Origin of the sequence: Helicobacter sp. TUL, from assembly GCF_002287135.1 — a bacterium.
Classification (GTDB): Bacteria; Campylobacterota; Campylobacteria; order Campylobacterales; family Helicobacteraceae; genus Helicobacter_F.
This window is the reverse complement of the sequence record NZ_NESU01000005.1, coordinates 23,984-47,361: the sequence shown is the minus strand read 5'-3', so window position 1 is coordinate 47,361 and position 23,378 is coordinate 23,984. Positions and strand designations below refer to the sequence as shown.

Here is a 23,378-nt window from a genome sequence, read left to right as displayed (position 1 = left end):
CACTAAAAAAGAGCATTATCCATTTCTTGTGGTTTTGGTAGATTCATAAGTTTAAGGATTGTTGGAGCGATATTATTTAGCCCACCCTCTTTTGCCACTTCTTTGACATTTTCATCAAGCACAAAAGCCCATACATCACCTACGGTATGGTTTGTTAGTGTGTTGCCTTGTGAATCTTTCATTTCCTCGCAATTACCATGATCACTTGTAATCACAACCGCATAACCCAATTTTTTTGCAGATTCAATAATCCTGCCTAATTGTGTATCAACTGCTTCTACAGCCTTGATAGCGGCTTGAAAATTCCCAGTGTGTCCTACCATATCCCCATTTGCAAAATTAACCACAACAAAATCATAACCTTCTTGCATAGCTTCAAGCACGGCATCACCCACCGCTTCTGCGCTCATTTGTGGTTGTAAATCATATGTCGTAACCTTTGGTGAAGGGATAAGCACACGCTTTTCGCTCTCAAACTCTTCCTCACGCCCACCATTTAAAAAGAATGTAACATGCGCATATTTTTCTGTCTCTGCGGTGTGAAATTGCCTTAGCGATGCGTTTGAGATTACTTCGGCTAGAGTGTTTTGGACCTTGTCTTTGGGGAACATAATAGGAAACTCAAAACTACTATCGTATTCACACATTGTTGCAATATGGAGTTTTGGCACGCGTTTTCGCACAAATCCATCAAATGATGTATTGCCAATCGCATCAACAATTTGCCTTGCTCTATCTGATCGGAAATTGACAAAGATAAATCCATCATTATCGTGCATACCCTGATATGGAGCAAAACTCACAGGCGGAATAAATTCATCAAAAATTTCTTGTTTGTATTGGGATTGGATATATTCTTGTGGTGTTTTGGTCGTTGTATTATCCGCACACACAATGGCATTATATGCAGATTCTATACGATCCCAGCGTTTATCTCTATCCATTGCATAGAATCTCCCACTAAGTGTGGCAATGTGAATATTTGGATACGCATTAATGGCATGTTGCACTTTATTAAGATATTCTAAGGCACTTTGAGGCAAAACATCTCGCCCATCGGTAATAAGATGAAGCCATACGCGTTTATTTTTTGTCGCACAGATAGTAGCAAGACCTAGTAAGTGCGAGAGATGAGAATGCACACCGCCATCGCTCATAAGCCCACATAGATGTATATCTTCACATGAATCTGCGACATGCAAAAACGCTTTGTTGTGTTGTATCTCACCATTTTCTAAGGCAAGTGATATTTTGACAAGATCTTGATAAAGCACACGCCCAGATCCTATGCACATATGCCCCACTTCAGAATTACCCATTTGTTCTTCTGGCAATCCTACACTTAGTCCATATGTATGAATCATTGCATAAGGGACATTTTCAAAGAGATAATCATAAGTAGGTTTTTTGGCGTGATAAAAGGCATTATATGTAGTATGTTGGCTATAGCCAATACCATCTGTGATAACTAAAACAGCTTTTTTATGCATACTTGCTCCTTAAGAGAGGTAAAGTTTGTTGGTAAGGATTTTAGTCTAAAAACATTAAAATTTAGCCTAGTTTTACAAAATTAGAGATACAATCCCTGCTTTATTTTGTGTAAGTTTATGGGGGTGGATATGCTATATTGGCTGTGGAGCACGACACATATTAATTTGTTTCAATATATCACATTTCGTGCAGGTGTAAGTTTTTTTCTCGCTTTTATTCTAAGTATCGCAATATTTCCCTATTTTATCCGTTGGGCAAAAGCCAAAAAAGCCAATCAGCCTATCTCGCATTTTGTCCCCCACGAGGAGAAAAAAAATACCCCAACTATGGGTGGCGTAGTATTTGTATTTTGCACCCTTGTTGCGACATTTTTGTGTGCAGATATGACAAACTCATATATTATATTGGGCATTGTTGGGCTTGTGGGCTTTAGTCTCATTGGTGCAAGAGATGATTTTATGAAAATCTCGGCTAACTCCAATGCCGGTATGAGTGCCAAAGTCAAAATGCTTTTGCTTGTTGTGCTATCGTGTTGCATTGCCTTATGTCTTGCAAATCTTGGACATACTGGGAATTTTTATCTCCCTTTTATGAAAGAGCCACTTTTTGATATGAATGCTTTTGCAAATATCCGCATAGATTCTATACATATCCCTATTGTGAGTATTGTGTTTTGGATGCTTGTATTTGTGGCAAGTGCAAATGCTGTCAATATTACCGATGGACTTGATGGTTTGGCGACTGCACCAAGTATATTTGCGCTCTTTAGTCTTTCTGTATTTGTGTATATTGGCGGACACATTGGGTTATCATCATATTTGTATTGGCCTAAAGTCATTCATAGCGGAGAGCTTATTGTGATGAGTTGTGCGCTTATAGGTGCGCTTTTTGGCTTTTTGTGGTATAACTGCCACCCCGCACAAGTGTTTATGGGAGATAGTGGCAGTCTAGCGCTTGGCGGATTTATCGCATATATGGCAATTATTTCACATAATGAAATTTTGCTTATACTCATTGGCATTGTGTTTGTGTTTGAAACACTTTCTGTAATGCTCCAAATTGGGAGTTATAAATACAGACAAAAGCGGATTTTTCTTATGGCGCCTATACATCATCACTTTGAGAAAAAGGGTTGGGCGGAGAATAAAATTATTGTGCGTTTTTGGATTGTTGCCTTGCTAGCAAATCTCATTGCGCTTCTTACACTTAAACTTAGGTAGATTCTATGATACGTATTTTTGGTTATGGCGTTACAACAAAGCCTCTTGTGCGATTTTTGAATTCTCTTGGGATACGCGTTGCAATTTATGATGATACATTTGAGGGCACACGCAGTGATGAATTTGGCAATACTTTGTTAGATTCTGCACTTTTTAGCGATGATGGCGCACCTACGCCTATTGTGAATCTTACACAAGATTCATTACAAACATGTGATATATCTATCATCTCACCAGGTATTCCACCTACGCATATGCTTGTGCATAAGGCTCGTAATCTTATTGGTGAATATGATTTTTTTTATTTTTTATTGCAGCATTGGCAGATTCCACCAAAAAGCGTGTGGATTAGTGGCACTAATGGCAAGACAACCACTACACAGATGACAACCACACTCTTAGAATCTTTTGGCGCAAAAAGTGGCGGCAACATAGGCACTCCGCTAAGTGAGCTGTATGTCAGTCATACACCACTTTGGATTTTAGAAACAAGTTCTTTTAGTCTGCATTATGCTACGCACGCCACGCCAGATGTGTATGCACTTTTACCAGTGCGAGAGGATCATATCACTTGGCATGGAAGTTTTGAGGCATATGTGGCAGATAAACTTAGTGTGCTAGGGCGTATGCGTGAGGATACAAGCGCTATTTTGCCTTTTGAGCTTGCAGAGCACCCTGTATCTAGGGCATTTAAGGGTAGGGCGTATTTTTATAAAGATTCACAAGATTTGGCATCGCAGCTTGGGATAGAGATTACATCTGTGCATATCAAAGAACCATTTTTGCTTGATGGTCTCATTGCGCTTGGGATTGCCAAGATTTTGTATGGTGTGTGTGATATAGAGGCGCTTAATGCCTTTAAGATTGGTGCGCACAGGATAGAAGAGTTTAGAGATTCACAAAATTATTTATGGGTTGATGATAGCAAGGGCACTAATGTCGATGCTACTATTGAAGCAGTGCGTCGGTATCAGGATAAGCATATATGGCTTATTTTGGGAGGCGATGATAAGGGTGCGGATTTACGCCCACTTTTTAGATTCATGCAAGGTAAATCTATTAGTATTTTTGCCATTGGTAGCAATGCCTCTAGGCTTTTAGAATTAAGTATGGAATATGGCATATCTTGTGAAGTTTGCAATACGCTTGATGTAGCGGTGGAGGCAATCAAAAAAGCACGATATGCTAAAGATTCTTATAAAGAATGTGACGTTGCCTTGCTTTCCCCAGCTGCTGCGAGCCTTGATCAATTTAGCTCTTACAAGGAGCGCGGAGATGTATTTAAACAATATGCTCTAACTTTAAGATAAGGAGTTTTCATGAAGCATAAAAAACAAACAACCTTAACAACTATCAATAAATTGCGCTCTTTGCTTACAAGGCGTGATAAAATAATTTTACTTGGATTGTTTTTTGCCACGATTGCGTATTCTGTGATTGAAACCTTTAGTGTTAGTATTATTATGCCTTTTATTAGCTTTGCGAGTAACCCTAATCTCATTACCAGTCACTCTATTTCTCATGGGATTTATACATTTTTTGGATTTAAGGATACTTTTGAGTTTATGATTGCCTTTAGCGTGGCACTTATTGTTTTTTATATTTTTAGAATGCTCTATAGCATTGCATTTACATACGCACAAAATCGCTTTGCATATAAAAAATTTCATTTTTTTGCATATCGATTATTTAGTAAGGCAGTAGAGATTAATTATGATGATTTTGTTAAACGCAAGCTTGATAGAGTCCGTGCTAATATTGCTCAAGAATCCTCAAGAGCTTCTATGTATGTGCAAAGTCTTTTGCAAATGTTTGGGGAGTTTTTTACCATTGGTATTTTGTATGTTTTGCTACTTATCACAAGTTGGAAAATGACCTTAGCACTCACCATTATTGTGGGATTGCAAGTGTTTTTAGTGATAAAGATCTTAGGTAAAAAGATTGAAATAATGGGACAGGTACGTAGCGCCATGAATACAAGGTTTAATGAGATTATTTCTAAAACCTTTGGAAATTTTAAGATTATTAAATTAAAAGGCAACCAAAAACAAGTTTTTGAAGAATTTGAAGAAGCAAGTATGAAGCGCACAAATGCAGAGATCCTCACTCAAACTATACTCACCACTCCACGCTTTTTACTTGAATCTCTAGGGTTTAGCATACTTATTGGCTGTGTGGCATATATCCTTGTAGCCTATAGAGATGTTGATGCAGTGTTGCCTATTATCTCGATGTATGCTCTTGCCTTATATAGAATCTTACCTGCTGTAAGTAGAATATTGTCGACATATAATCTCATGGGGTATTGTGCACATTCTGTAGCACTTGTGTATGAAGATTTGTTATATCATACAGATTATGAGGATAACGAGCCTTGTGCATTTGAAAAAAGCATTGAGCTTAAGGGCGTTACCTTTGGTTATGAGCCAAACAAAGCAATTTTGCGCGATTTTAGTCTTACAATACACAAAGGCGATAAGATTGCCTTTTGTGGCGAAAGCGGTGCTGGTAAAAGCACATTGGTAGATCTTATCATTGGGATTTATAAACCACAACAAGGTATGATTTATATCGATGGTAAGGAGCTAAACAACCATAATCTCCGATCTTGGCGTAAGAAAATTGGCTATATTCCCCAAACTATTTATCTATTTGATGGTAGTGTGGCAGAAAATGTGGCATTTGGAAGTGAGATGAATGAAGATCGCGTGATAGAGGCATGTAAAAAGGCAAATATTTATGAATTTTTACAAGAACATGGTGGGATTTATACGCGTGTAGGTGAAGGTGGTTTGTTACTAAGTGGTGGGCAAAAGCAACGCATAGGCATTGCGCGTGCTATTTATGATAATCCTGAAATTTTGGTGCTTGATGAAGCTACAAGTGCGCTAGATACGGCAACAGAAGAAAAGATTATGGATGAGATTTATGATGTGGCGCAAAATAAAACATTGCTTGTTATTGCGCATAGGCTTAATACTATCGAGCGGTGTGAACGCAGAGTTGAGATTATTAAACAAAAATAATTACTTATATAATACGCATATCACTAGCGGAAAACTTCCGCTAGGTTTTTAGAGGTTATGGTAAATCGATTTTACTTACCTTTTTATCTACCATTCTTGGTATCCAAAGGCTCACTCCATCGCTATACATATCCGCAGGTCCGCCCATAGATTCTATTTTAATAGTGCTTACTTGCCCTTTAGAATCTATGCGATAAATAACGCCTTGGAGATCTGTGCCCCAATCACTCACAAGCAAATCACCATTTTTAGCTACTGCGACGCCATCAAGCGCACCTAGTGGTTTTGTGATTGCACGCACTTTTTTGCTTTTAAGATCAATGCTTACAACACTTCCTTGTTGTTTGCCTGCTGGATCATACCCTACTACAATAAGCGCTTTTTTCTTAGGATCAAGCAAAAGCCCATTTGGTCCGGCATATTGAGAATCTAGCTTAGCAAAAGTTTGGTATTGTTTTTTGGCAAGATTAAATTGATGAATGATGCCTGTGCCAGTGTCGCTTACTAGAAGTGTATTGTTATCAAGCACTACGATATCATTCAAAAATACCGCGCCATCTACAGGAATATTTAGCACTTCTTTTTTGCTTTTAAGATCAAAGCCTTTGAGTGTATCAATATCCACGACATACAATGTGTCATTAATCACATTCATACCTTTTGGGGCATTAAGATTTGTGATCCATTTGAGTTCTACAACATTACCATTCTTATCAAGCTTAGAGATAAAGCCATCATTGTCTTTTGCCATTGGCTCAAGTTTTTCACCGATGTTGCTTACATATACTTCATCTTTATTGACAAAGACACTTTCTGGATGTGAGAATCCATCGATATGTTGAGGTTGTGCAGCATTTGCACTCATAGTAAGCCCACTTGAAACAATCCCTGCAAGCACGAAGCTTTTAAGTGATTTTGTTATCATATATTATCCTTTGTGTATAGATTCTCAATTCATAGAGATTTTAGAGATTCTCTATGATTTGAGTTGGGCATAATTATAAATAAAAAGCGTGTTATTAAGGTAATACTTTTCTTACAAAAAATACAAGTTTTTTGATTTTTTAAAATTTAGAATCTTATAAGGTTAACTTATGTTTTATTTATTGTTTTCATATTATAATCCCACAAATGTTTACAAAGGTAAAACACGCGTTAATGGCTTATTGTAAAACCAAAAACCCTCCAAAGAACACATACAAGGATTACTATGAAAGTTATAAAATTGTCTTTTGTGCTATTTTTGTTGATTATTGTTAGTGCTTGTTCTGATTCAAACAATACAAGTATCAAAGTAGGTAGTGAAGGTGCGTATAAACCATTTTCCTATGTAGGCAAAGATGGAGAAATGATGGGTTATGATGTCGATGTCCTTAGAATCTTGCAAGAGATCGATTCAAATTTGGATTTTGAGTTTAAAAATGCACCTTGGAATGCTCTGTTTTTGGGGTTAGATTCTGGGAGATTTGATTTGTTAGCCAATCAAATTATAAAAACACAAGAGAGAGAAGAGAAATATCTTTTTACAACACAAAGTTATTTTGTGAGCACTTCGCAATTTGTAGCAAGGTCTGATGATGAGACTATCAAAAGTGTAGCAGATTTATCAGGTAAGGTGGCTGGTTGTGTTGTAGGTTCAGCACATACAAAAATACTGGAAGATTGGAATGCTAAAAATGGCAATATCCTAGAGATACGCTATTACAAGGATTTAATCCCACTATTGCAAGATTTGGTCAATAAAAGAATTGATGTGCATCTAAATGATCCTGCCTCCATTGCTGATATTATCAAAGAACAGAATCTAAGCTTAAAAGTGCTTGATGAACGTATTTCACAAAGCCCTGTATATTTGGTTTTTAGAAAAGAAGATTCTGCAAAGGCATTGATTACAAAGATAGATTCAGCAATCCTTCAAGCCAAAGAATCAGGCAAATTAAGCGAACTTTCTATGAAATACTTTGGGGTAGATCAAAGCAAATAATGCAACTTTTTGATTTTAGCTATGCCTTTAGTGCTCTTCCTACTTTGCTTAAAGGTGTCCCAATCTCTCTAGTCATTGCCGTTGTTGGGTTTTGTGTTGGTGCCTTATTGGGATTAGTTTTAAGCTTAGTAAGGATTTATAAAATCCCTATTATTTTCCAACTTGCTACGATATATATTTCTTTTTTTAGGGGCATTCCTGTTTTGGTGCAGATTTTTTTGGCATATTATGGGATACCATTAGTGTTTAGATATTTGAATTATGCATATGGCTTTAATATTGATATTTCAGGCATTGATGCCATATATTTTATGTATCTTGTGTATTCTTTATATTGTTCGGCTTATTTGAGTGAGATTTTTAGAAGTGCAATTCTAAGCATTGACAAAGGACAGCTAGAGGCTGCTTATAGTGTTGGCATGAATACCACACAAGCTTTACTCATTATCATTTTGCCACAAAGTATGCTTGTCGCCCTGCCAAATATTTTAAATTTTTTCATCATACTCATCAAAGAAACCTCGCTTGTTTTTGCTGCTTCTGTTCCAGAAATAATGGGAATAGCGACATTAGAAGCCGATAGAAGTTCTAAATTTTTAGAAGTCTATATTATGGCGGCACTCATTTATTGGGTTATTAGTATTGCGTTAGAAAAAGGGTTTGCAATGTTTGAGAAAAAACTTCATTCTTATAAAAAGATTGTGGGCAAAGCATGATAACAATACAACACCTATCTAAAAGTTTTCATAATCACATGGTTTTAAAAGATATTGCATTACATATACAAAAAAATAAAACCTATGTTATCTTGGGTCCAAGTGGATCTGGTAAAAGCACACTTTTACGATGTATGAATCTCCTTGAATATGCCGATAGTGGGATTATGAATGTAGATGGCGTAGAAATTGATTTTTCTTCCAAGCTAAAAAGGCGAGAATTAATGCAGATTCGCAAAAGCACGGGAATGGTTTTTCAAAATTATAATCTTTTTGCCAACAAAACCGCACTACAAAATATCACCCAATCCCTTATCACGGTGTATAAATATAACAAAAAAGAAGCTCAAGATATTGCTTATACATATTTAGAAATGGTTGGACTAAAAGACAAGGCAAATCATTATCCAAGTATGCTAAGTGGAGGACAACAGCAACGCATAGGTATAGCTAGGGCTTTGGCGTTTAATCCCAAGGTTATGCTTTTTGATGAGCCAACTTCTGCGCTTGATCCAGAGCTTGTCAATGAAGTGTTGCATGTCATAAAAATGATCAAAGATAAAACAATGATTTTGGTAACCCATGAATTAAACTTTGCAAGAAAAATAGCAGATAGAATCTTATTTATGGCTGATGGAGAAATTTTGGAAAACACAACACCCCAAGAGTTTTTTACCAAGCCCCAAACACAAAGAGCCAAGCAGTTTTTAGAGAAATTTACAAAAATGGATTGTGAGTATGTCATCTAAAGTATTGTATGAGAATCTTATAGCCAATAAGTATGACAAACAAGATTCTAAAGAGCATACAGAAAGTTATATAGCAATTGGTTGCCAAACTCGCTTAGTATAGATTCTGGGTGGAATTGCACGCCAAAGACATTGTATGTATTATGCTCAATTCCCATTATAACTCCATCTTCACTCACAGCATTAACGCGCAATGGCGCAATAACATCATCGACTATGAGTGAATGGTATCTAGTCGCCAAAAAATCTTGCTTCATATGTGCATAGATTTTGCTATGAGGATCGAATCTAATGCGGCTAACCTTTCCGTGCATAGGCATTTTGGCTTCTCGCACATTAGCGCCAAAGTAATGCCCAATACATTGATGTCCCAAGCAGATTCCAAGAATATTTTTTGTTTTGTAAAAAGATTTTATAACTTGCAAGGATATTCCGGCATTCTTTGGATTGCTAGGTCCAGGAGAAAGTATGATGTGATGAAAATTCATCTTTGATAGTGAGCATATATCTATCTCATCATTTTTAAACACAAGCGGTGTGCAACCAAGATCCCTTAAGTAATGGACTATATTGTATGTAAATGAATCATAATTATCTATGAGAATAGGAGAATTGTTATTGTCTTTCAAGCTCCACCTCTACCATACCGCGAACAGAATTGATACAAAAAATCTTATCCGCCTCCAAGAGATCTTGCACATAAAGTGTTTGTTCAATGCATTGTTTGTTTGCAACCAATACACTGCGCAAGATTCCATTTAGCACTCCACTATGCAATGGTGGCGTGTATAATATCCCATTTTTTTCAATCACTACATTACTTCGAGATCCCTCTGTGATTTCATTGCGTTCATTGAGAAATATTTCATCATAAAGTTCATTGCGCTCAATTTTTGTTTTTGTGGCGTCATACCAAGGGCGAATAGTTGTTTTGTGGTATAAGAATCTTTCTTGAGAATGCACCGCGTGTTGCGCGATACAAACTTTGTTGTTTTGATGTTCTCTAAAATCATGTATAGCAATCTTATAACTACCATCTTTATACAAAAGCACTCTTATAATGCCATTTTCTATTTTGGGAAAAGCAATTTCTTTGTATGCAAAACCCAAGTGTGATGCAGAATTTCGCAATCTCTCTAAATGCTCTTGTAGATACAAAATCTTACCATTTAGCACGCGCATTGTCTCTATGAGTTGATACTCTAGTGTCAAAAACTTTGCCTTTAGCAAAACTTCCTGCCACTCATCAAAAGGATTAGAATCCCAAGTTATCCCACCACCACTTTTATAACACCATTGATTATTTTTGTGATCTTTTTGCAAGATTCTAATAGGGACACTAAACACCATTTCACTTGGAGACATATATCCGATAGCACCACAATACACGCCTCTATCATGTGTTTCTATGTCATCTATGATGTTCATTGTGCTAAGTTTTGGTGCTCCAGTTACCGAACCACAGGGAAACAAAGCACAAAATATATCAAACAAAGTAATATGTGGCATGAGATGAGCCTGAATCTCTGAAGTCATTTGATGAAGTGTTTTGTGTGTTTCTACGCAAAAGAGTTTTGTTGTCTCTACTTTGTGTGCGATTTTACTCAAATCATTTCTCAAAAGATCGACTATCATCACATTTTCAGCCATATTTTTTGGATCATGTTGTAAAAATTGAATCTTGTGCAAATCATCTTGTGGATTCACGCCTCTAGCAATTGTCCCTTTCATAGGTTTTGCAATAATGACATTATCTTTTTTTTCAAAAAATAATTCTGGTGAAAAGGACGCGATACTTTCATATTTATTTGTGATAAAAGCACTATATGGCGTGGCTTGCATCTGCAACAAATACTCAAACAACCCAAGATCTGTGCCATTGTATCGGACATCAAAATGCATCGTGTAATTCACTTGATAGGTATTGCCTTTGGCTATCTCATTTTTAATATACGAGATTGCAGCACAATATTCCTCATACGAAAGACTAGGCGTAACTTCTATATCCTGTATTAGTGGATTTTTGGGAGGGTTATACATCGAATATGCGTCATAGACTTCAAAATAGAGCAGCGGTTTATGAGAAGAGATATCTTTGCCCAATACAACATCTTTGAGATTGTATCTAAGATACCCAAGGAGATAATATTGTTTTGCATAAGATTCAATCTTTAGCAAGGCTTCTTTAAGATTGCTTGTGTCAAAGATACATATAGTGTCAATAGGATTGCTAAAAGCTTTGTCTTTAAAGATATTCAAAATACACCTTAGTAAAAAAGTAAGAAGCAAGTATCATATGAGAGTGGTACGCCCAAGAGGATTCGAACCTCTGACCTACGGCTTAGAAGGCCGTTGCTCTATCCAGCTGAGCTATGAGCGCATAATCTAATAGTGGTTACCAAAGAAGCATACCAAAATACAAAGGTGGGATTATACTATAAAAACCTTAAAAGAATAGTATAAACTCATCTAGTCGGCGAAAGTTTTGTTTGACAACATATAAGAGTGTTGTAAATATTTTCTATTTATGTAATCGAGATTCCGTGTTATTTGGCTTTGTGTTTCCCAACGCGCACAAGATACAACCCAACCATAGCTAATTCAGCATTGTCTCTTAGTTTTTTAATCTGTTCTTTATTACTCATTATTTGCTCCTTTTGATGTCATATTATTTGTTATTACCTTTCTACACCATAACTCTTCCTCACTCCAATAAAACCCACTCCCCTCATTACCATCTGGAAAATAGCGTCTTGTTTGCCAAGTAGCAAGTATACCCATAGCATTGATATTATGCCTATTTATTTTTGGTTCATTGCTTAAAAGAGCTCCCTCTATTCCCAAACGAGAATTTATTTCTTTGCTTTTTAATGTAGTTCTATATTCAAATACTCCTTTTTTTATAGTTTCCATTATCTTCTGGAATTTTCCAAGTTTTCTTATTCAACTCATCCCAATCTAGCGTATCTAAACTCAAATCAAAATACCTTAGAATCTTATTATACTTCTCTTCGGTATTAGGTAATTCATTAAGCTTACACATATTTCTAAACTGCCAATAACTAGGCTCTAAATAAAATGAATAAGGTGTGTAATAAAAGATAAAGAGAAAAAATAGTATTACTAAAACACTGCCTATGTTATATTAAAGCGAATAAACAAAACCAAAGGAATAATAATAAAAACTACATATAAAGGGATTCCTATAAGATAGATAATCCCAATAAGAAATAAGATTGTAAATTTTTTTAGAATCTTTTTTGTCTTAATAAGATTCTTTTTTCTTTGAAGCCGTTTTTCTATTGCTATCATTATTTATTCCTACGTAGTAATCATTTATTATATCTTTGATTTGCTTTAGTTTGGATTCTGTGCCACGAATGGCTAAAATATAATTCATATAGCCATATTCACTTGTATATTGTATTGCTTTAGATTCTGCATTCTTTTGTTTTCTTTTTTCTCCAAATAAAGTAGCAGAGAATGCACTTTCAGTATTTGGCTGATGAATGAATAAATCATAACGAGAAAAGAATCTTTGTGTTTGGAGTGGGGAGAAGTCGCCTGTAAGCTTTTTGGGATCAATAAGTGTAGTGTGGTTAGAAGTTACATAATCTTTGTAGGTAGAATCTGATATGTCGTGGAGAGTGATTTTTTGTATTTTTTCTATTCCTTTTTGTATGCAAACTTCTTACCTATCAAATCAAAATACCCATAACTTGCCATTGCTAACTCTGCATTGTCTCTTAGTTTTTTAACCTGTTCTTTATTGTTCATCATTTTTCTCTTTTTACATCAGTACACTGCAATATTTCTTGATTCCAATAAAACCCACTCCCTTCATTACCATCTATATAATAGCGGTTAGATTTCCACGACATTGATAAAAACATACTCTTTATATTATAAGAATCTAACCTATATTTTTCTTTGGGAGTTTCACTTGCCATTTTATGTAATGCAATTTTTCCTTCCAATGAATTTTCTTCTTGCTCTTTAAAATATTGATGATAATAAACAACTAGAGTGATATAGTCTATCCCACCCGAATACTTCTTGGTATGTGGAAAGTCATCTATGTCACCTAACTTTTTATCAAAATACCTTAGAATCTTATTATACTTCTCTTCATTATTTGGAAGTTCATTAAGCTTACACATATTTCTAAACTGCCAATAACTAGGCTCTAAATAAAAAGAATATGGTGTGTAATAAAACATAATTAAACCTATGCTTCCAAGAAAGACTAAAAACTTTGAAACACTTTTTGTAGATTTAAAGATGATTGCATATACACACTTAAGAATTAGATAAGAAAGAATAGTAGAAATTGTAATAAGAAGTAATATGTATGCCATAGGTTATCTCCTTAAAATTTTCTATCTTAGGATAGACGATACAAGCTTTGAATCTGCTTGTTATGTTTGTGTATTTGACATCGTATCCAATTTGTATCAAAATGCCCTAACGCTTTATGATACTATGTTTTGTCTAATTTGTATATTTCTCTAGGTTTATAAAACTAGGCTTAAGTCCCGTGTAGAGTATGCACGATACAAAAGGGATTTTGGTTTGAAGTTATAAAAATGCTTGTGTTATTTGATAGAAGATATGGTGTTGATTTTGTATAGGAGTGTGATATCATCGGATTATGCTTTCTAAGGGTGGTACGCTCGGAGGGAGTCGAACCCCCAACCCTCAGATCCGAAGTCTGATGCTCTATCCAATTGAGCTACGAACGCAAATACATATGATTGATGTTTGGAGAGAATGGGGTGGGTGATGGGGCTCGAACCCACGACCCTCAGTGCCACAAACTGATGCTCTAACCAACTGAGCTACGCCCACCATAAGCACAAAAAATGGTCGGGGCGAAAGGATTCGAACCTTCGACCCCTTGGTCCCAAACCAAGTGCGCTAACCAGACTGCGCTACGCCCCGACTAAAAAATAAAACGCGTATTATAGTTTGAGAGACTTTAAAAAAGGCTGAAATCAAGAATACGCGTATAAGCACCCACTTAGTAACAATCGCTAGAATCTAGATTACTTGTGGTGTGCTAGTAAGGTTAGATAGCTGCTATACATTCAATCTCTACAAGAGCATTTTTTGGTAGAGTTTTTACCGCTATTGTGCTTCGTGCAGGTTTGTGATCGCCAAAGTATGTGGCATATACGGCATTCATTGCGCCAAAGTTTTCCATATCTGATAAAAACACACTTGTTTTTATGACTTTTTGGAGTGAGCTTCCTGCTTGTTCTAAAATGGCTTTTAGATTCTCAAATACCTGTGTAGTTTGCGCTTGTATATCACCCTCATTCATTATGCCTTGAGGATTGAGTGCGATTTGACCTGACGTGTAGACAAGTCCATTATGCACGATAGCTTGTGAATATGGTCCTATGGCTTCAGGGGCGTTTGGTGTAAAGATAGCTTGCATAATTTTCCTTTCATGTGAATTGAGTGTGCATTATAGCATAGCGGCACTTGCTTTTTATCTGAAAATCGTTATAATTCAAGGTAACGATAATTATGGAGTGTGGCGTGAAGAAGATATGGTGTTGTATATATGTGATGTGCGGAGTGTTGTGGAGCGATAATTTTATTATAGATTCATATTCTCTCAAAGATTTTGAATTGCTTCTTAAGCCTAATCAAACTTTGATTATAAATCATCAAACAAAAGCATTACTTGGGATTTTAGAAACTCTTGATGATGGCACGATGAAGCGGTTGCCTATTCCAAAAAAATGGCTTAGCAAAAATGAAGATCATGCCTCAAGGCTTAAGACATATTCTGATTATACAGAGACAAAGACTACCATAGGTTCTAGCACTACGACAATTTACCAAAAAAATCAAGACTTTGAATCTAGTGATGTGAGCAATAACCCTACCTCGCAGCCTTCGTATGTCGCGCCAAAAAATTCACCCACACCACAACAATCTCAATCAATAAAACAGCAAAGCCCTTCTCCTACAGCTAAACCTCAATCTACAAATAACAAAATGCAAAATGCTAGAGAATGGGATAAGAAAAAGATTATTTATGAACAAAAAACCGAAGTTATAGACTTGGCGCGTTAGCTAATTCTATGCTTCTTGCATTGCTTGTTTGATACTTTTGGCGTATGCTCCTATGTGCCTTGGAGCGTCCTTGCCATATTGTGCGCAGAGCTTGACAATCGCGCTACCTATGACTACGCCATCGGCATAGCGGCTAATGGTTTTGGCTTGTTCTGGTGTAGAAATACCAAACCCTACAGCTACTGGTATATCACAAATGCTTTTTATAGAATCTACCATAGCTTTAACATCATTGCTGATATTCTCACGCACACCTGTAACGCCATATGAGGACACGCAATATACAAATCCTTTGGCTTCTTGTATGATTTGTGTGAGTCTTTTGGCTGATGTGGGTGCAACAAAAGAGATAAGGTTAATGCCAAACTCATCGCACACCCCCTCAAATTCTTGCTTTTCTTCAAATGGCACATCAGGCAACAAAAGAGCTTGTATGCCTAGAGCGTTGGCTTTTTGCATAAACTTTTTACTTCCATAGGAAAATACTACATTAGCGTATGTCATAAAGGCTAAAGGCACATTGCATTTGCGACGCACACGTGCTACCATATCAAATATTGCATCTGTGCTTACACCATTTTTAAGCGCTTCTTCACTTGCTTTTTGTATGACTGCTCCCTCCGCCACTGGATCTGAAAAAGGGATACCAAGCTCGATAAGATCTGCGCCATTTTCTGCAAGGGCATAGATGATTTCTTCGCTTATGTCTAGGTTTGGATAACCACAAGTAATAAAAGGAATAAATGCTTTATGCGTAAAAATATCATTCATAGATTTTTGCTCCTCTATATCGTGCTATAGCCGCACAATCCTTATCGCCTCTACCAGAGAGATTCACGACTATGATATGGTTTTTGGACATGGTGGGGGCAATTTGTATTGCGTAGGCTAATGCGTGTGCGCTTTCAATAGCTGGGATTATGCCCTCAACTTTTGCAAGATATTCAAATGCCTCTACGGCTTGTATATCTGTGATAGGGACATATGTAGCGCGACCACTATCTCGCAAAAATGCGTGCTCTGGTCCAATGCCTGGATAATCAAGCCCCGCAGATATGCACTCTACGGGTGCGATTTGTCCGTATTGGTCCTGACAAAAATATGATTTCATGCCATGAAAAATGCCTACTTTTCCCACACTAAGTGTTGCAGCACTTTTTGGCGTTGTTATGCCTTCACCCGCGCCCTCACACCCTACAAGCTTTATGTGTGAATCTTCTAGAAAATGATAAAAGGCTCCAATGGCATTAGAACCACCACCCACACAAGCAATAACCATATCTGGCAAGCGTCCCTCAAGATGTAGGATTTGTTCTTTAATCTCTTGTGAAATGATTGCCTGAAAATCACGCACAATGGTAGGAAAAGGGTGGGGACCCATGACAGAACCAAGCACATAATGCGTGTTTGCTATGTTGCGTGTCCATTCTTTGAGCGTTTCAGACACTGCGTCTTTGAGTGTAGCGGTGCCACTTTCTACCGCATTGACTTTAGCGCCTAAGAGATTCATACGATAGACATTGAGTGCTTGGCGTATGGTGTCTTCTTTGCCCATAAAGATTTCACACTCCATACCCAAAAGAGCTGCGGCAGTTGCAGTTGCTACGCCATGTTGTCCTGCGCCTGTTTCGGCGATAAGGCGTGTTTTTCCCATTTGTTTTGCCAATAGGGCTTGTCCTAGTGCATTATTTATTTTATGTGAGCCTGTGTGGTTTAAATCCTCGCGTTTGAGATAGATTTTTGCACCACCTAGATTCTCACTCATTGCCTTAGCAAAATATAATGGCGATGGGCGATTAACATAATCTTGCAATAAAGTTTTTAGTTGCCTCTGGAATGTAGTATCGTGTTTGTAGTGCGTATAGGCTTCTTGTAGCTCAAAGAGCGCTTGCATAAGTATCTCTGGCACAAATGTGCCTCCAAATTCTCCAAAATATGCTTTATTCATGGGCATTTCCTCGTATGGTGTGTATAATGTGTGCCATTTTTTCAAAGTCTTTTATCCCTTGCGATTCTATGCCACTTGAAACATCAATCGCATAAGGCTTGTGTGATATGGCTTGTGCAAGGTTATTTGCATTAATGCCACCTGCCAAAAAATATGGTTTTGTGTTGTGTATTTCATCTAAGAATCTCCAATCAAAACATAAGCCACTACCGCCACTGCTACTATCATAGAGTATATAGTCTGCAAGGGTTGTGGTGTGTATATCGTGTATGTTTTGCACGCGCACTGCTTTGATAATAGGTGCATTGCACAATGCTTTAAGCTCCGCTATGTATTCCTCGCTCTCATTTCCGTGAAGCTGTATGATGTCAATCAATCCTGCTTGGATAATCTCAAGGATTCTCTCTTTTGGGCTATCAACAAAAACCCCCACTACTTGGATAGAATCTACAAGATGTTTTTTGTATTCATAGGCTTGAGAAATGTGTATTTCTCTCTTGCTTGGAGCAAAAACAAAACCTATAAAATCAGGTTGTAGTATGTTGACAAAAGTAATATCTTCTTGCCTAAAAAGCCCACAAGTTTTTATTTTCACTGATGTGTATCCTTGGTGCGTAATTTTGTGAGTGTAGCACCTTTGTCTTGTGTGCTCATAAGTGTTTGTCCTATCAGCACCGCATCAAAACCACAAGATTCTAAGAGACAAATATCATCGGCAGTTTTTATCCCACTCTCACTGACAAGTATGACATCATTTGGCACAAGCTTTGCAAGTTTTGTGCTAGTATGAATATCAACGCTAAAATCTCGCAAATCACGATTATTAATCCCAATAATGCGCGCTTTAGAATCTAATGCAATGCGTAGCTGCTCCTCATCATGCACTTCTGTAAGCACACAAAGCCCTAGAGTATGGGCTATTTCTAAATATTCTTGGATTTGTTGTGGTTGGAGCATTGCTACTATCAAAAGGATAGCACTTGCACCAAGCACTTTGGCTTCATAAATCATATATGAATCTAGTATGAAATCTTTTCGTAATATAGGGATATTTACACATTTTGCTATGTCTTGTAGGTATTTATCATCACCCAAAAAGTGCTTTGGTTCAGTTAAGCACGAGATACAATCCGCTCCAGATTCTTGATAGGTCATAGCAATTTGCACAGGATCAAAGTCTTTAGCGATGATACCTTGCGAAGGCGAGGCTTTTTTGACTTCACAAATAAAGCTCATGCCTTTGTGGGAGAGGGCTTGTTCGAATCTCCCATAGCATGTATCTAGTGCTAAGGCTTGTGCGCGTATATGTTCTAGTGATAGTTGTGCTTTTTTGTGTGCTATGCGATCTTTTGTGTCTTGTGCTATGGTATCAAGGATAGTCATTTGTTACTCTCTGCAATAAAGCGTTCTAATTGTTTGCTTGCCATACCCTCATCAATGAGATTCTCTGCCATTCTTACGCCTTCTTTTATGCTTTGTGCTTTGTTTGCTATATATAATGCAGCTCCAGCATTAAAACACACAGCTTGGCGTTTTGCACCTTTTTGTATGCCATAGAGAATGTCTTTGGTGATTTGTGCATTTTCTTGGGCATCTCCACCTTTTAAATCCTCTTTGTCGCAATATGTATAACCCACATCACTTGGATTTATCTCATACATACTAAATTTGCCATTATCCACTTCACATATTTTTGTGGGCGCACTCATTGAGATTTCATCAAGCTTGTCTTTGCCATACACAACCATACCACGCTTAACTCCCAAATTACACATAACTTTGGCTAATGGCTCTACAAGGCTTTCATCATATACGCCCATAAGCTCCATATTTGCTCCAGCAGGATTACACAATGGTCCCAAAACATTAAAAATTGTCTTTATGCCTAATTCTTTGCGAATTGGCGCTACATATTTCATTGAGATATGATAGTTTTGTGCAAACAAAAAACATATATGAATCTTATGCAAAAGGGCTTGAGATTGTTCAGGCGAAAGAGAAATATTCACGCCCAAAGCCTCTAGCATATCCGCCGCACCACTTTTAGATGAGGCTGCGCGATTGCCATGCTTGGCGACTGATACACCTGCGCTAGAAACTACAAGTGCAGCAGTTGTGGAGATATTAAAGGAATTTGATCCATCGCCACCTGTGCCTACGATTTCTAGCACATCCATATCATGGAGTAATTTTATGCAATGCGCACGCATACTTTTTGCCGAAGCAGTGATTTCCTCGATACTTTCACCTTTGAGTGCTAGGGCAGTGAGATATGCAGACATTTGCACCGCACTTGCTTCACCACGCATAATCTCGTGCATGACTTCTTGGGCTTGTTCAAAGCTAAGATCTTTTCTGTGTGAGAGTTGTATAATGGCTTCTTGTATCATTGCTTACGCTCTTGTTGTATTTTCATCATAGGATTGCTTTTGAATCTCCTCAAACTCTAGCTTGGCAGATTCTAGCATTTCTTGAGCTTTTTGGAGAGTTGCCATACCATTTTTATATAACTCTACGCCTTCTTTGAGATTCACATCGCTTTGTCCCAAACGCGCAATGATGTTTTTGGCATTTTCTATGAGTTCTTCAAAGCTTTGGTTTTCTACATCTTGCATTATGTCTCCTTGCATTTACAGAAAGTCTTGTAGTGCGGTGGCTTGATTAATATCTGTATCCACCATTGCTTCAAGAGCCAAGATTGCCATATTTGCTGCGCTAAGCGTTGTAAAATATGGGATATTGTCTTTTAGAATCTGCGCACGAATAAGGATTGTATCCCCTTTGTGTGATTGCATATCGCTTGTATTTATTGCCATAGCAATATCATTGTTTGTCATTAGATCCGTGATATTTGGGCGTCCTTCAGAGATTTTTAGCACCAATTCAGATTCTATGCCTTCAGCTGCAAATGCTTTATGTGTGCCGCCTGTCGCACAGAGTTGGAATCCTAGCGCAAGAAGTTTTTTAGCAAGCACACATCCAGCTTGTTTGTCTCGTTGGCTTAGTGAAATAAAGACTTTGCCCTTTGTTGGAATGGCGTTTTTACACGCAATCTGTGATTTGGCAAAACTCACACCTACATTTTTAGAGATTCCCATTACTTCGCCAGTGCTTTTCATTTCAGGACCTAGCGACATATCCGCGCCACTTAGTTTGTTAAATGGGAATATAGATTCTTTGATAGCTACAGATTTTAGGGTTTTGTGTTTGAGAATCTCACCTGTGTAATCGACATTATCAAAGCTATCATAATATGCCAACGCTTCTCGTAGATCGCCCTGCCACATTACTCTTGTAGCAACTTTGGCTAATGGAATTCCTGTAGCTTTAGAGACAAAAGGCACGGTGCGTGAGGCTCTAGGATTCACTTCAATGAGATATAGTTCATCTTTATAGATAGCATACTGCACATTCATAAGTCCTATGACACCGAGATTTAGCGCAATTTGGGCTGTGGTAGATTCTATGTTTTGTAGCATACTAGCGCTAAGCCCAAATGGTGGTAGGCAACTTGCGCTATCTCCACTATGAATCCCTGCTTCTTCGATATGCTGCATAATGCCACCAATATACACACTAGTTCCATCGCTAATGCAATCCACATCAAGTTCTAGCGCAGAATCTAAGAATTTATCAATAAGCACTGGTGAATCTTCACTAACTTTGACGGCTTCTTCCATATATGTGCGTAACTCTTCTACGCTATCCACAATCCGCATTGCACGCCCACCAAGCACATAGCTTGGGCGGACAAGCACAGGGAATCCAAGCGCATTGGCAATGCTATATGCTTCATCTTTGGTGCGTGCTATGCCATTTTTTGGTTGCAAGAGATTATGCTTTTCCACAAATGCAGCAAACTTTTCTCTATCTTCGGCTGTATCAATAACTTTGGCACTTGTGCCAATGATATGCGCACCGATGAGGTTTAGAGATTTGGCGAGTTTGAGTGGTGTTTGTCCGCCAAAATGCACAATCACGCCATCGGGTTTTTCTCTCTCAATCACACTGCGCACACATTCAAAGGTAATGGGTTCAAAATACAAGACATCACTTGTGTCATAGTCCGTGCTTACCGTCTCTGGATTGCAGTTATACATAATGCTTTGTATGCCCATATCTTTGAGGGCAAAACTTGCATGCACACAACAATAATCAAACTCAATGCCTTGACCGATTCGGTTTGGTCCACCACCGATGATTAAAACTTTTTTTTGTGCGTTTTGGTCTGGATTGTCTTGTGGGTTAGAATCTACAAAGGATTGTGCGTTAAAAGGCGTTGTGCCATACAAATACGCTGTTTGGGTGCTAAATTCTGCCGCACAAGTATCTACTTCATTGTATTGTAGCTGCACATGTAGTTTTTGTCGCAATGCATATATGTCTTCTTCTCGTAATTCTAAGCCCTCGTTTTTATTGGTGAGGAATGCCAACATTTTATCGCTAAAGCCATATTGCTTAGCAAGTCTTAAAAACTTTGAATCTTGCAAGGATTCAAAAGAGATTTGCTTCTCTAATGCAATAATTTCTGCAATTTGGTGTAAGAAATATGGATCGATTTTGCACCATTCATGAATTTCTTCCACGCTTATATCATTGCGCAATGCCTCTGCAATATACAAAAGTCTATGAGCATTTGGGCGACGCACTTCCCTTTGAATCTCGCTTAGATCATTACTGATTGGATTAAATCCAAAGATTCCTGTCTCTAAGCTACAGAGGGCTTTTTGCAAGGATTCTTTGAAACTCACGCCAATTGCCATAACTTCCCCAATGGATTTCATAGAGGTGGTGAGTGTTGAATCTGCTTGTGGGAATTTTTCAAAGGTAAAGCGTGGAATTTTTGTTACAATATAATCAATGCTAGGTTCAAAACTCGCAGGTGTGCCTGTGATGTCGTTTTTGATTTCATCAAGCGTATAGCCTACCGCAAGCAATGTCGCAACTTTGGCAATTGGATAGCCTGTGGCTTTGGAGGCTAGAGCAGAGCTTCTAGAAACGCGTGGATTCATCTCAATAACCGTCATTCTACCGGTTTTTGGATTGATAGCAAATTGCACATTGCTTCCGCCTGTATCTACTCCAATTTCTCGCAAGATTTTAAAACTTGCATCGCGCATTCGTTGGTATTCTTTGTCTGTGAGTGTAAGAGCAGGGGCGATCGTGATAGAATCTCCCGTATGCACACCCATAGGATCTAAATTTTCTATGCTACACACGATAATGCAATTATCGCTTTTATCGCGTATTACTTCCATTTCAAACTCTTTCCAACCAAGTAGCGATTCTTCAATCAAAATTTCACTAATTGGACTTGTATCTAAGCCATTTTGCGCGAGTGTTTTAAATTCATCAATATTATATGCCACACCACTACCACCACCAGCAAGGGTAAAACTTGCACGAATAATAAGTGGGAATCCTATTTCTTTGGCTGCTTCAAGTGCTTCTTCTATAGTGTAGGCATAGCGAGATTTTGGTAAATCCATACCGATTTTTAGCATTGCTTCTTTGAAAGCTTGTCTATCTTCGCCTTTTTTAATCGCACTAGGATTTGCACCCAAAAATTTTACACCCTCTAGCATACCTTTTTCATACATACTCATCGCGACATTTAGTGCGGTTTGCCCACCCATAGTAGGTAAAATAGCATCAACTTTTTCTTGTTTGATAATATTGGCAATCACTTCTTCGGTAATAGGTTCGATATAGGTGCGATCAGCAAGATTTGGATCAGTCATAATGGTTGCAGGATTAGAGTTTATAAGCACCACGCGATAGCCAAGCTTTTTGAGTGTTTTGGCTGCTTGTGTGCCAGAATAATCAAACTCACACGCTTGTCCAATGACAATGGGTCCTGAACCGATGAGTAAAATAGTATGAATATCTGTGCGTTTTGGCATTGCCTGTCCTTTAAAATCTTTGAGATACGGAAAAATTTGCAAATGTCATATTGTATCTAAAACGCGCTTAAAATGTGATTTACCTAAATCAGGTTATAATGGATTTGCATAAATGACGGGAGCTTGTAAGACAGGCTGAGAGTAAGCTAGAGAGCTTAGACCGAACCGGACCTAGATAATGCTAGCGGCGGGAATGTTTATCTACCTAATTTCTACTTTCTATACTTATGATACTTATTGTAGTATCTCTTGCA

The 23,378-nt window shown here is 37.7% G+C and carries 21 protein-coding genes, 4 tRNA genes and 1 pseudogene; 7 read left to right on the top strand and 19 right to left on the bottom strand.

Going from position 1 to position 23,378, the window contains the following annotated elements:
* Positions 1-2: 2 nt before the first annotated feature.
* The gene (gene gpmI, locus B9T66_RS03545) at positions 3-1,490 is read right to left on the bottom strand and encodes a 2,3-bisphosphoglycerate-independent phosphoglycerate mutase (protein ID WP_095627617.1); all 1,488 of its coding nucleotides are present in this window, start codon (positions 1,488-1,490) and stop codon (positions 3-5) included.
* Between the two features lie 129 nt (positions 1,491-1,619).
* On the opposite strand from gpmI, the gene mraY reads away from it, so the two are divergent.
* Genes mraY through B9T66_RS03530 form a run of 3 tightly spaced genes read left to right on the top strand, consistent with a single transcriptional unit; the run spans position 1,620 to position 5,737 of the window.
* Positions 1,620-2,711, top strand: coding sequence for a phospho-N-acetylmuramoyl-pentapeptide-transferase (mraY, locus tag B9T66_RS03540; protein ID WP_095627616.1), 1,092 nt, complete (start codon positions 1,620-1,622; stop codon positions 2,709-2,711).
* Positions 2,712-2,716: 5 nt separating this feature from the next.
* The gene (gene murD / locus B9T66_RS03535; protein ID WP_095627615.1) at positions 2,717-4,021 is read left to right on the top strand and encodes a UDP-N-acetylmuramoyl-L-alanine--D-glutamate ligase; all 1,305 of its coding nucleotides are present in this window, start codon (positions 2,717-2,719) and stop codon (positions 4,019-4,021) included.
* A gap of 9 nt (positions 4,022-4,030) precedes the next feature.
* Positions 4,031-5,737, top strand: a complete 1,707-nt coding sequence (locus B9T66_RS03530) for an ABC transporter ATP-binding protein (protein WP_095627614.1) — start codon at positions 4,031-4,033, stop codon at positions 5,735-5,737.
* Positions 5,738-5,792: 55 nt separating this feature from the next.
* Here the strand turns inward: B9T66_RS03530 and B9T66_RS03525 are convergent, their stop codons facing one another.
* Positions 5,793-6,662, bottom strand: coding sequence for an ATP-binding protein (locus B9T66_RS03525; RefSeq protein ID WP_095627613.1), 870 nt, complete (start codon positions 6,660-6,662; stop codon positions 5,793-5,795).
* 285 nt (positions 6,663-6,947) lie between these two features.
* Between B9T66_RS03525 and B9T66_RS03520 the strand changes: the two genes are divergently transcribed.
* Genes B9T66_RS03520 through B9T66_RS03510 form a run of 3 tightly spaced genes read left to right on the top strand, consistent with a single transcriptional unit; the run spans position 6,948 to position 9,186 of the window.
* Positions 6,948-7,721 (top strand): transporter substrate-binding domain-containing protein, encoded by a 774-nt coding sequence (locus tag B9T66_RS03520; protein WP_095627612.1) that lies wholly within the window; start codon positions 6,948-6,950, stop codon positions 7,719-7,721.
* Positions 7,721-8,437: an amino acid ABC transporter permease gene (locus B9T66_RS03515; RefSeq protein ID WP_095627611.1), complete on the top strand. Its 717-nt coding sequence runs from the start codon at positions 7,721-7,723 to the stop codon at positions 8,435-8,437. The genes B9T66_RS03520 and B9T66_RS03515 overlap by 1 nt, the downstream gene beginning before the upstream one ends.
* The gene (locus tag B9T66_RS03510) at positions 8,434-9,186 is read left to right on the top strand and encodes an amino acid ABC transporter ATP-binding protein (protein WP_095627610.1); all 753 of its coding nucleotides are present in this window, start codon (positions 8,434-8,436) and stop codon (positions 9,184-9,186) included. Before B9T66_RS03515 ends, B9T66_RS03510 begins: the two co-directional genes overlap by 4 nt.
* A gap of 47 nt (positions 9,187-9,233) precedes the next feature.
* Here B9T66_RS03510 and B9T66_RS03505 read toward each other — a convergent pair whose 3' ends face one another.
* The 10 genes and pseudogenes from B9T66_RS03505 to B9T66_RS03455 all read right to left on the bottom strand — a co-directional run bounded on the left by B9T66_RS03505 (position 9,234) and on the right by B9T66_RS03455 (position 14,626).
* Positions 9,234-9,815 carry an anthranilate synthase component II gene (locus B9T66_RS03505; protein WP_257874579.1) on the bottom strand — a complete coding sequence of 194 codons (582 nt, stop codon included), beginning with the start codon at positions 9,813-9,815 and terminating at the stop codon, positions 9,234-9,236.
* A complete protein-coding gene (locus tag B9T66_RS03500; RefSeq protein ID WP_095627609.1) occupies positions 9,802-11,445 on the bottom strand; it encodes a chorismate-binding protein in 1,644 nt (547 codons plus the stop codon). The genes B9T66_RS03505 and B9T66_RS03500 overlap by 14 nt, the downstream gene beginning before the upstream one ends.
* Before the next feature lie 44 nt (positions 11,446-11,489).
* Positions 11,490-11,566, bottom strand: a tRNA-Arg gene (locus B9T66_RS03495).
* A 257-nt stretch (positions 11,567-11,823) separates the two neighbouring features.
* Positions 11,824-12,099 (bottom strand): hypothetical protein, encoded by a 276-nt coding sequence (locus B9T66_RS09325; RefSeq protein ID WP_095627608.1) that lies wholly within the window; start codon positions 12,097-12,099, stop codon positions 11,824-11,826.
* 538 nt (positions 12,100-12,637) lie between these two features.
* Positions 12,638-12,963, bottom strand: a pseudogene (locus tag B9T66_RS09365) (alpha/beta fold hydrolase); the annotation flags it as partial.
* On the bottom strand, positions 12,963-13,544 hold the full coding sequence (locus tag B9T66_RS03475) for a hypothetical protein (RefSeq protein WP_095627607.1): 582 nt from the start codon (positions 13,542-13,544) through the stop codon (positions 12,963-12,965). The pseudogene B9T66_RS09365 and the gene B9T66_RS03475, both read right to left, overlap by 1 nt.
* A gap of 307 nt (positions 13,545-13,851) precedes the next feature.
* Positions 13,852-13,928 (bottom strand) — tRNA-Arg (locus B9T66_RS03470).
* Between the two features lie 29 nt (positions 13,929-13,957).
* A tRNA-His gene (locus B9T66_RS03465) sits at positions 13,958-14,034 on the bottom strand.
* Positions 14,035-14,049: 15 nt separating this feature from the next.
* Positions 14,050-14,127: transfer RNA gene (locus tag B9T66_RS03460), tRNA-Pro, on the bottom strand.
* A gap of 127 nt (positions 14,128-14,254) precedes the next feature.
* The gene (locus B9T66_RS03455) at positions 14,255-14,626 is read right to left on the bottom strand and encodes a RidA family protein (protein WP_095627606.1); all 372 of its coding nucleotides are present in this window, start codon (positions 14,624-14,626) and stop codon (positions 14,255-14,257) included.
* Positions 14,627-14,730: 104 nt separating this feature from the next.
* On the opposite strand from B9T66_RS03455, the gene B9T66_RS03450 reads away from it, so the two are divergent.
* Positions 14,731-15,273: a hypothetical protein gene (locus B9T66_RS03450; RefSeq protein WP_143429090.1), complete on the top strand. Its 543-nt coding sequence runs from the start codon at positions 14,731-14,733 to the stop codon at positions 15,271-15,273.
* A 6-nt stretch (positions 15,274-15,279) separates the two neighbouring features.
* On the opposite strand, the gene trpA is transcribed toward B9T66_RS03450, so the two are convergent.
* Genes trpA through carB form a run of 7 tightly spaced genes read right to left on the bottom strand, consistent with a single transcriptional unit; the run spans position 15,280 to position 23,124 of the window.
* Positions 15,280-16,044, bottom strand: a complete 765-nt coding sequence (trpA, locus tag B9T66_RS03445; protein WP_095627604.1) for a tryptophan synthase subunit alpha — start codon at positions 16,042-16,044, stop codon at positions 15,280-15,282.
* On the bottom strand, positions 16,037-17,221 hold the full coding sequence (trpB, locus tag B9T66_RS03440; protein WP_095627603.1) for a tryptophan synthase subunit beta: 1,185 nt from the start codon (positions 17,219-17,221) through the stop codon (positions 16,037-16,039). The genes trpA and trpB overlap by 8 nt, the downstream gene beginning before the upstream one ends.
* Positions 17,214-17,816 (bottom strand): phosphoribosylanthranilate isomerase, encoded by a 603-nt coding sequence (locus B9T66_RS03435; protein WP_095627602.1) that lies wholly within the window; start codon positions 17,814-17,816, stop codon positions 17,214-17,216. Before B9T66_RS03435 ends, trpB begins: the two co-directional genes overlap by 8 nt.
* Positions 17,813-18,604: an indole-3-glycerol phosphate synthase TrpC gene (trpC, locus tag B9T66_RS03430; protein WP_095627601.1), complete on the bottom strand. Its 792-nt coding sequence runs from the start codon at positions 18,602-18,604 to the stop codon at positions 17,813-17,815. Before trpC ends, B9T66_RS03435 begins: the two co-directional genes overlap by 4 nt.
* On the bottom strand, positions 18,601-19,611 hold the full coding sequence (trpD, locus tag B9T66_RS03425) for an anthranilate phosphoribosyltransferase (RefSeq protein ID WP_095627600.1): 1,011 nt from the start codon (positions 19,609-19,611) through the stop codon (positions 18,601-18,603). The genes trpC and trpD overlap by 4 nt, the downstream gene beginning before the upstream one ends.
* 3 nt (positions 19,612-19,614) lie before the next feature.
* Positions 19,615-19,836: an exodeoxyribonuclease VII small subunit gene (xseB, locus tag B9T66_RS03420; protein ID WP_095627599.1), complete on the bottom strand. Its 222-nt coding sequence runs from the start codon at positions 19,834-19,836 to the stop codon at positions 19,615-19,617.
* 15 nt (positions 19,837-19,851) lie between these two features.
* On the bottom strand, positions 19,852-23,124 hold the full coding sequence (carB, locus tag B9T66_RS03415) for a carbamoyl-phosphate synthase large subunit (RefSeq protein WP_095627598.1): 3,273 nt from the start codon (positions 23,122-23,124) through the stop codon (positions 19,852-19,854).
* Positions 23,125-23,378: the final 254 nt, after the last annotated feature.

Bases quoted from the DNA above. Each gene is read 5' to 3' on its own strand.
- B9T66_RS03520 (WP_095627612.1), top strand. From the start codon at position 6,948: ATGAAAGTTATAAAATTGTCTTTTGTGCTATTTTTGTTGATTATTGTT.
- trpD (WP_095627600.1), bottom strand. From the start codon at position 19,611: ATGATACAAGAAGCCATTATACAACTCTCACACAGAAAAGATCTTAGC.
- trpA (WP_095627604.1), bottom strand. From the start codon at position 16,044: ATGAATGATATTTTTACGCATAAAGCATTTATTCCTTTTATTACTTGT.
- B9T66_RS03475 (WP_095627607.1), bottom strand. From the start codon at position 13,544: ATGGCATACATATTACTTCTTATTACAATTTCTACTATTCTTTCTTAT.
- murD (WP_095627615.1), top strand. From the start codon at position 2,717: ATGATACGTATTTTTGGTTATGGCGTTACAACAAAGCCTCTTGTGCGA.
- trpB (WP_095627603.1), bottom strand. From the start codon at position 17,221: ATGAATAAAGCATATTTTGGAGAATTTGGAGGCACATTTGTGCCAGAG.
- trpC (WP_095627601.1), bottom strand. From the start codon at position 18,604: ATGACTATCCTTGATACCATAGCACAAGACACAAAAGATCGCATAGCA.
- B9T66_RS03455 (WP_095627606.1), bottom strand. From the start codon at position 14,626: ATGCAAGCTATCTTTACACCAAACGCCCCTGAAGCCATAGGACCATAT.
- B9T66_RS03510 (WP_095627610.1), top strand. From the start codon at position 8,434: ATGATAACAATACAACACCTATCTAAAAGTTTTCATAATCACATGGTT.
- B9T66_RS03525 (WP_095627613.1), bottom strand. From the start codon at position 6,662: ATGATAACAAAATCACTTAAAAGCTTCGTGCTTGCAGGGATTGTTTCA.
- mraY (WP_095627616.1), top strand. From the start codon at position 1,620: ATGCTATATTGGCTGTGGAGCACGACACATATTAATTTGTTTCAATAT.
- B9T66_RS09325 (WP_095627608.1), bottom strand. From the start codon at position 12,099: ATGGAAACTATAAAAAAAGGAGTATTTGAATATAGAACTACATTAAAA.
- xseB (WP_095627599.1), bottom strand. From the start codon at position 19,836: ATGCAAGATGTAGAAAACCAAAGCTTTGAAGAACTCATAGAAAATGCC.
- B9T66_RS03515 (WP_095627611.1), top strand. From the start codon at position 7,721: ATGCAACTTTTTGATTTTAGCTATGCCTTTAGTGCTCTTCCTACTTTG.
- B9T66_RS03530 (WP_095627614.1), top strand. From the start codon at position 4,031: ATGAAGCATAAAAAACAAACAACCTTAACAACTATCAATAAATTGCGC.
- gpmI (WP_095627617.1), bottom strand. From the start codon at position 1,490: ATGCATAAAAAAGCTGTTTTAGTTATCACAGATGGTATTGGCTATAGC.
- carB (WP_095627598.1), bottom strand. From the start codon at position 23,124: ATGCCAAAACGCACAGATATTCATACTATTTTACTCATCGGTTCAGGA.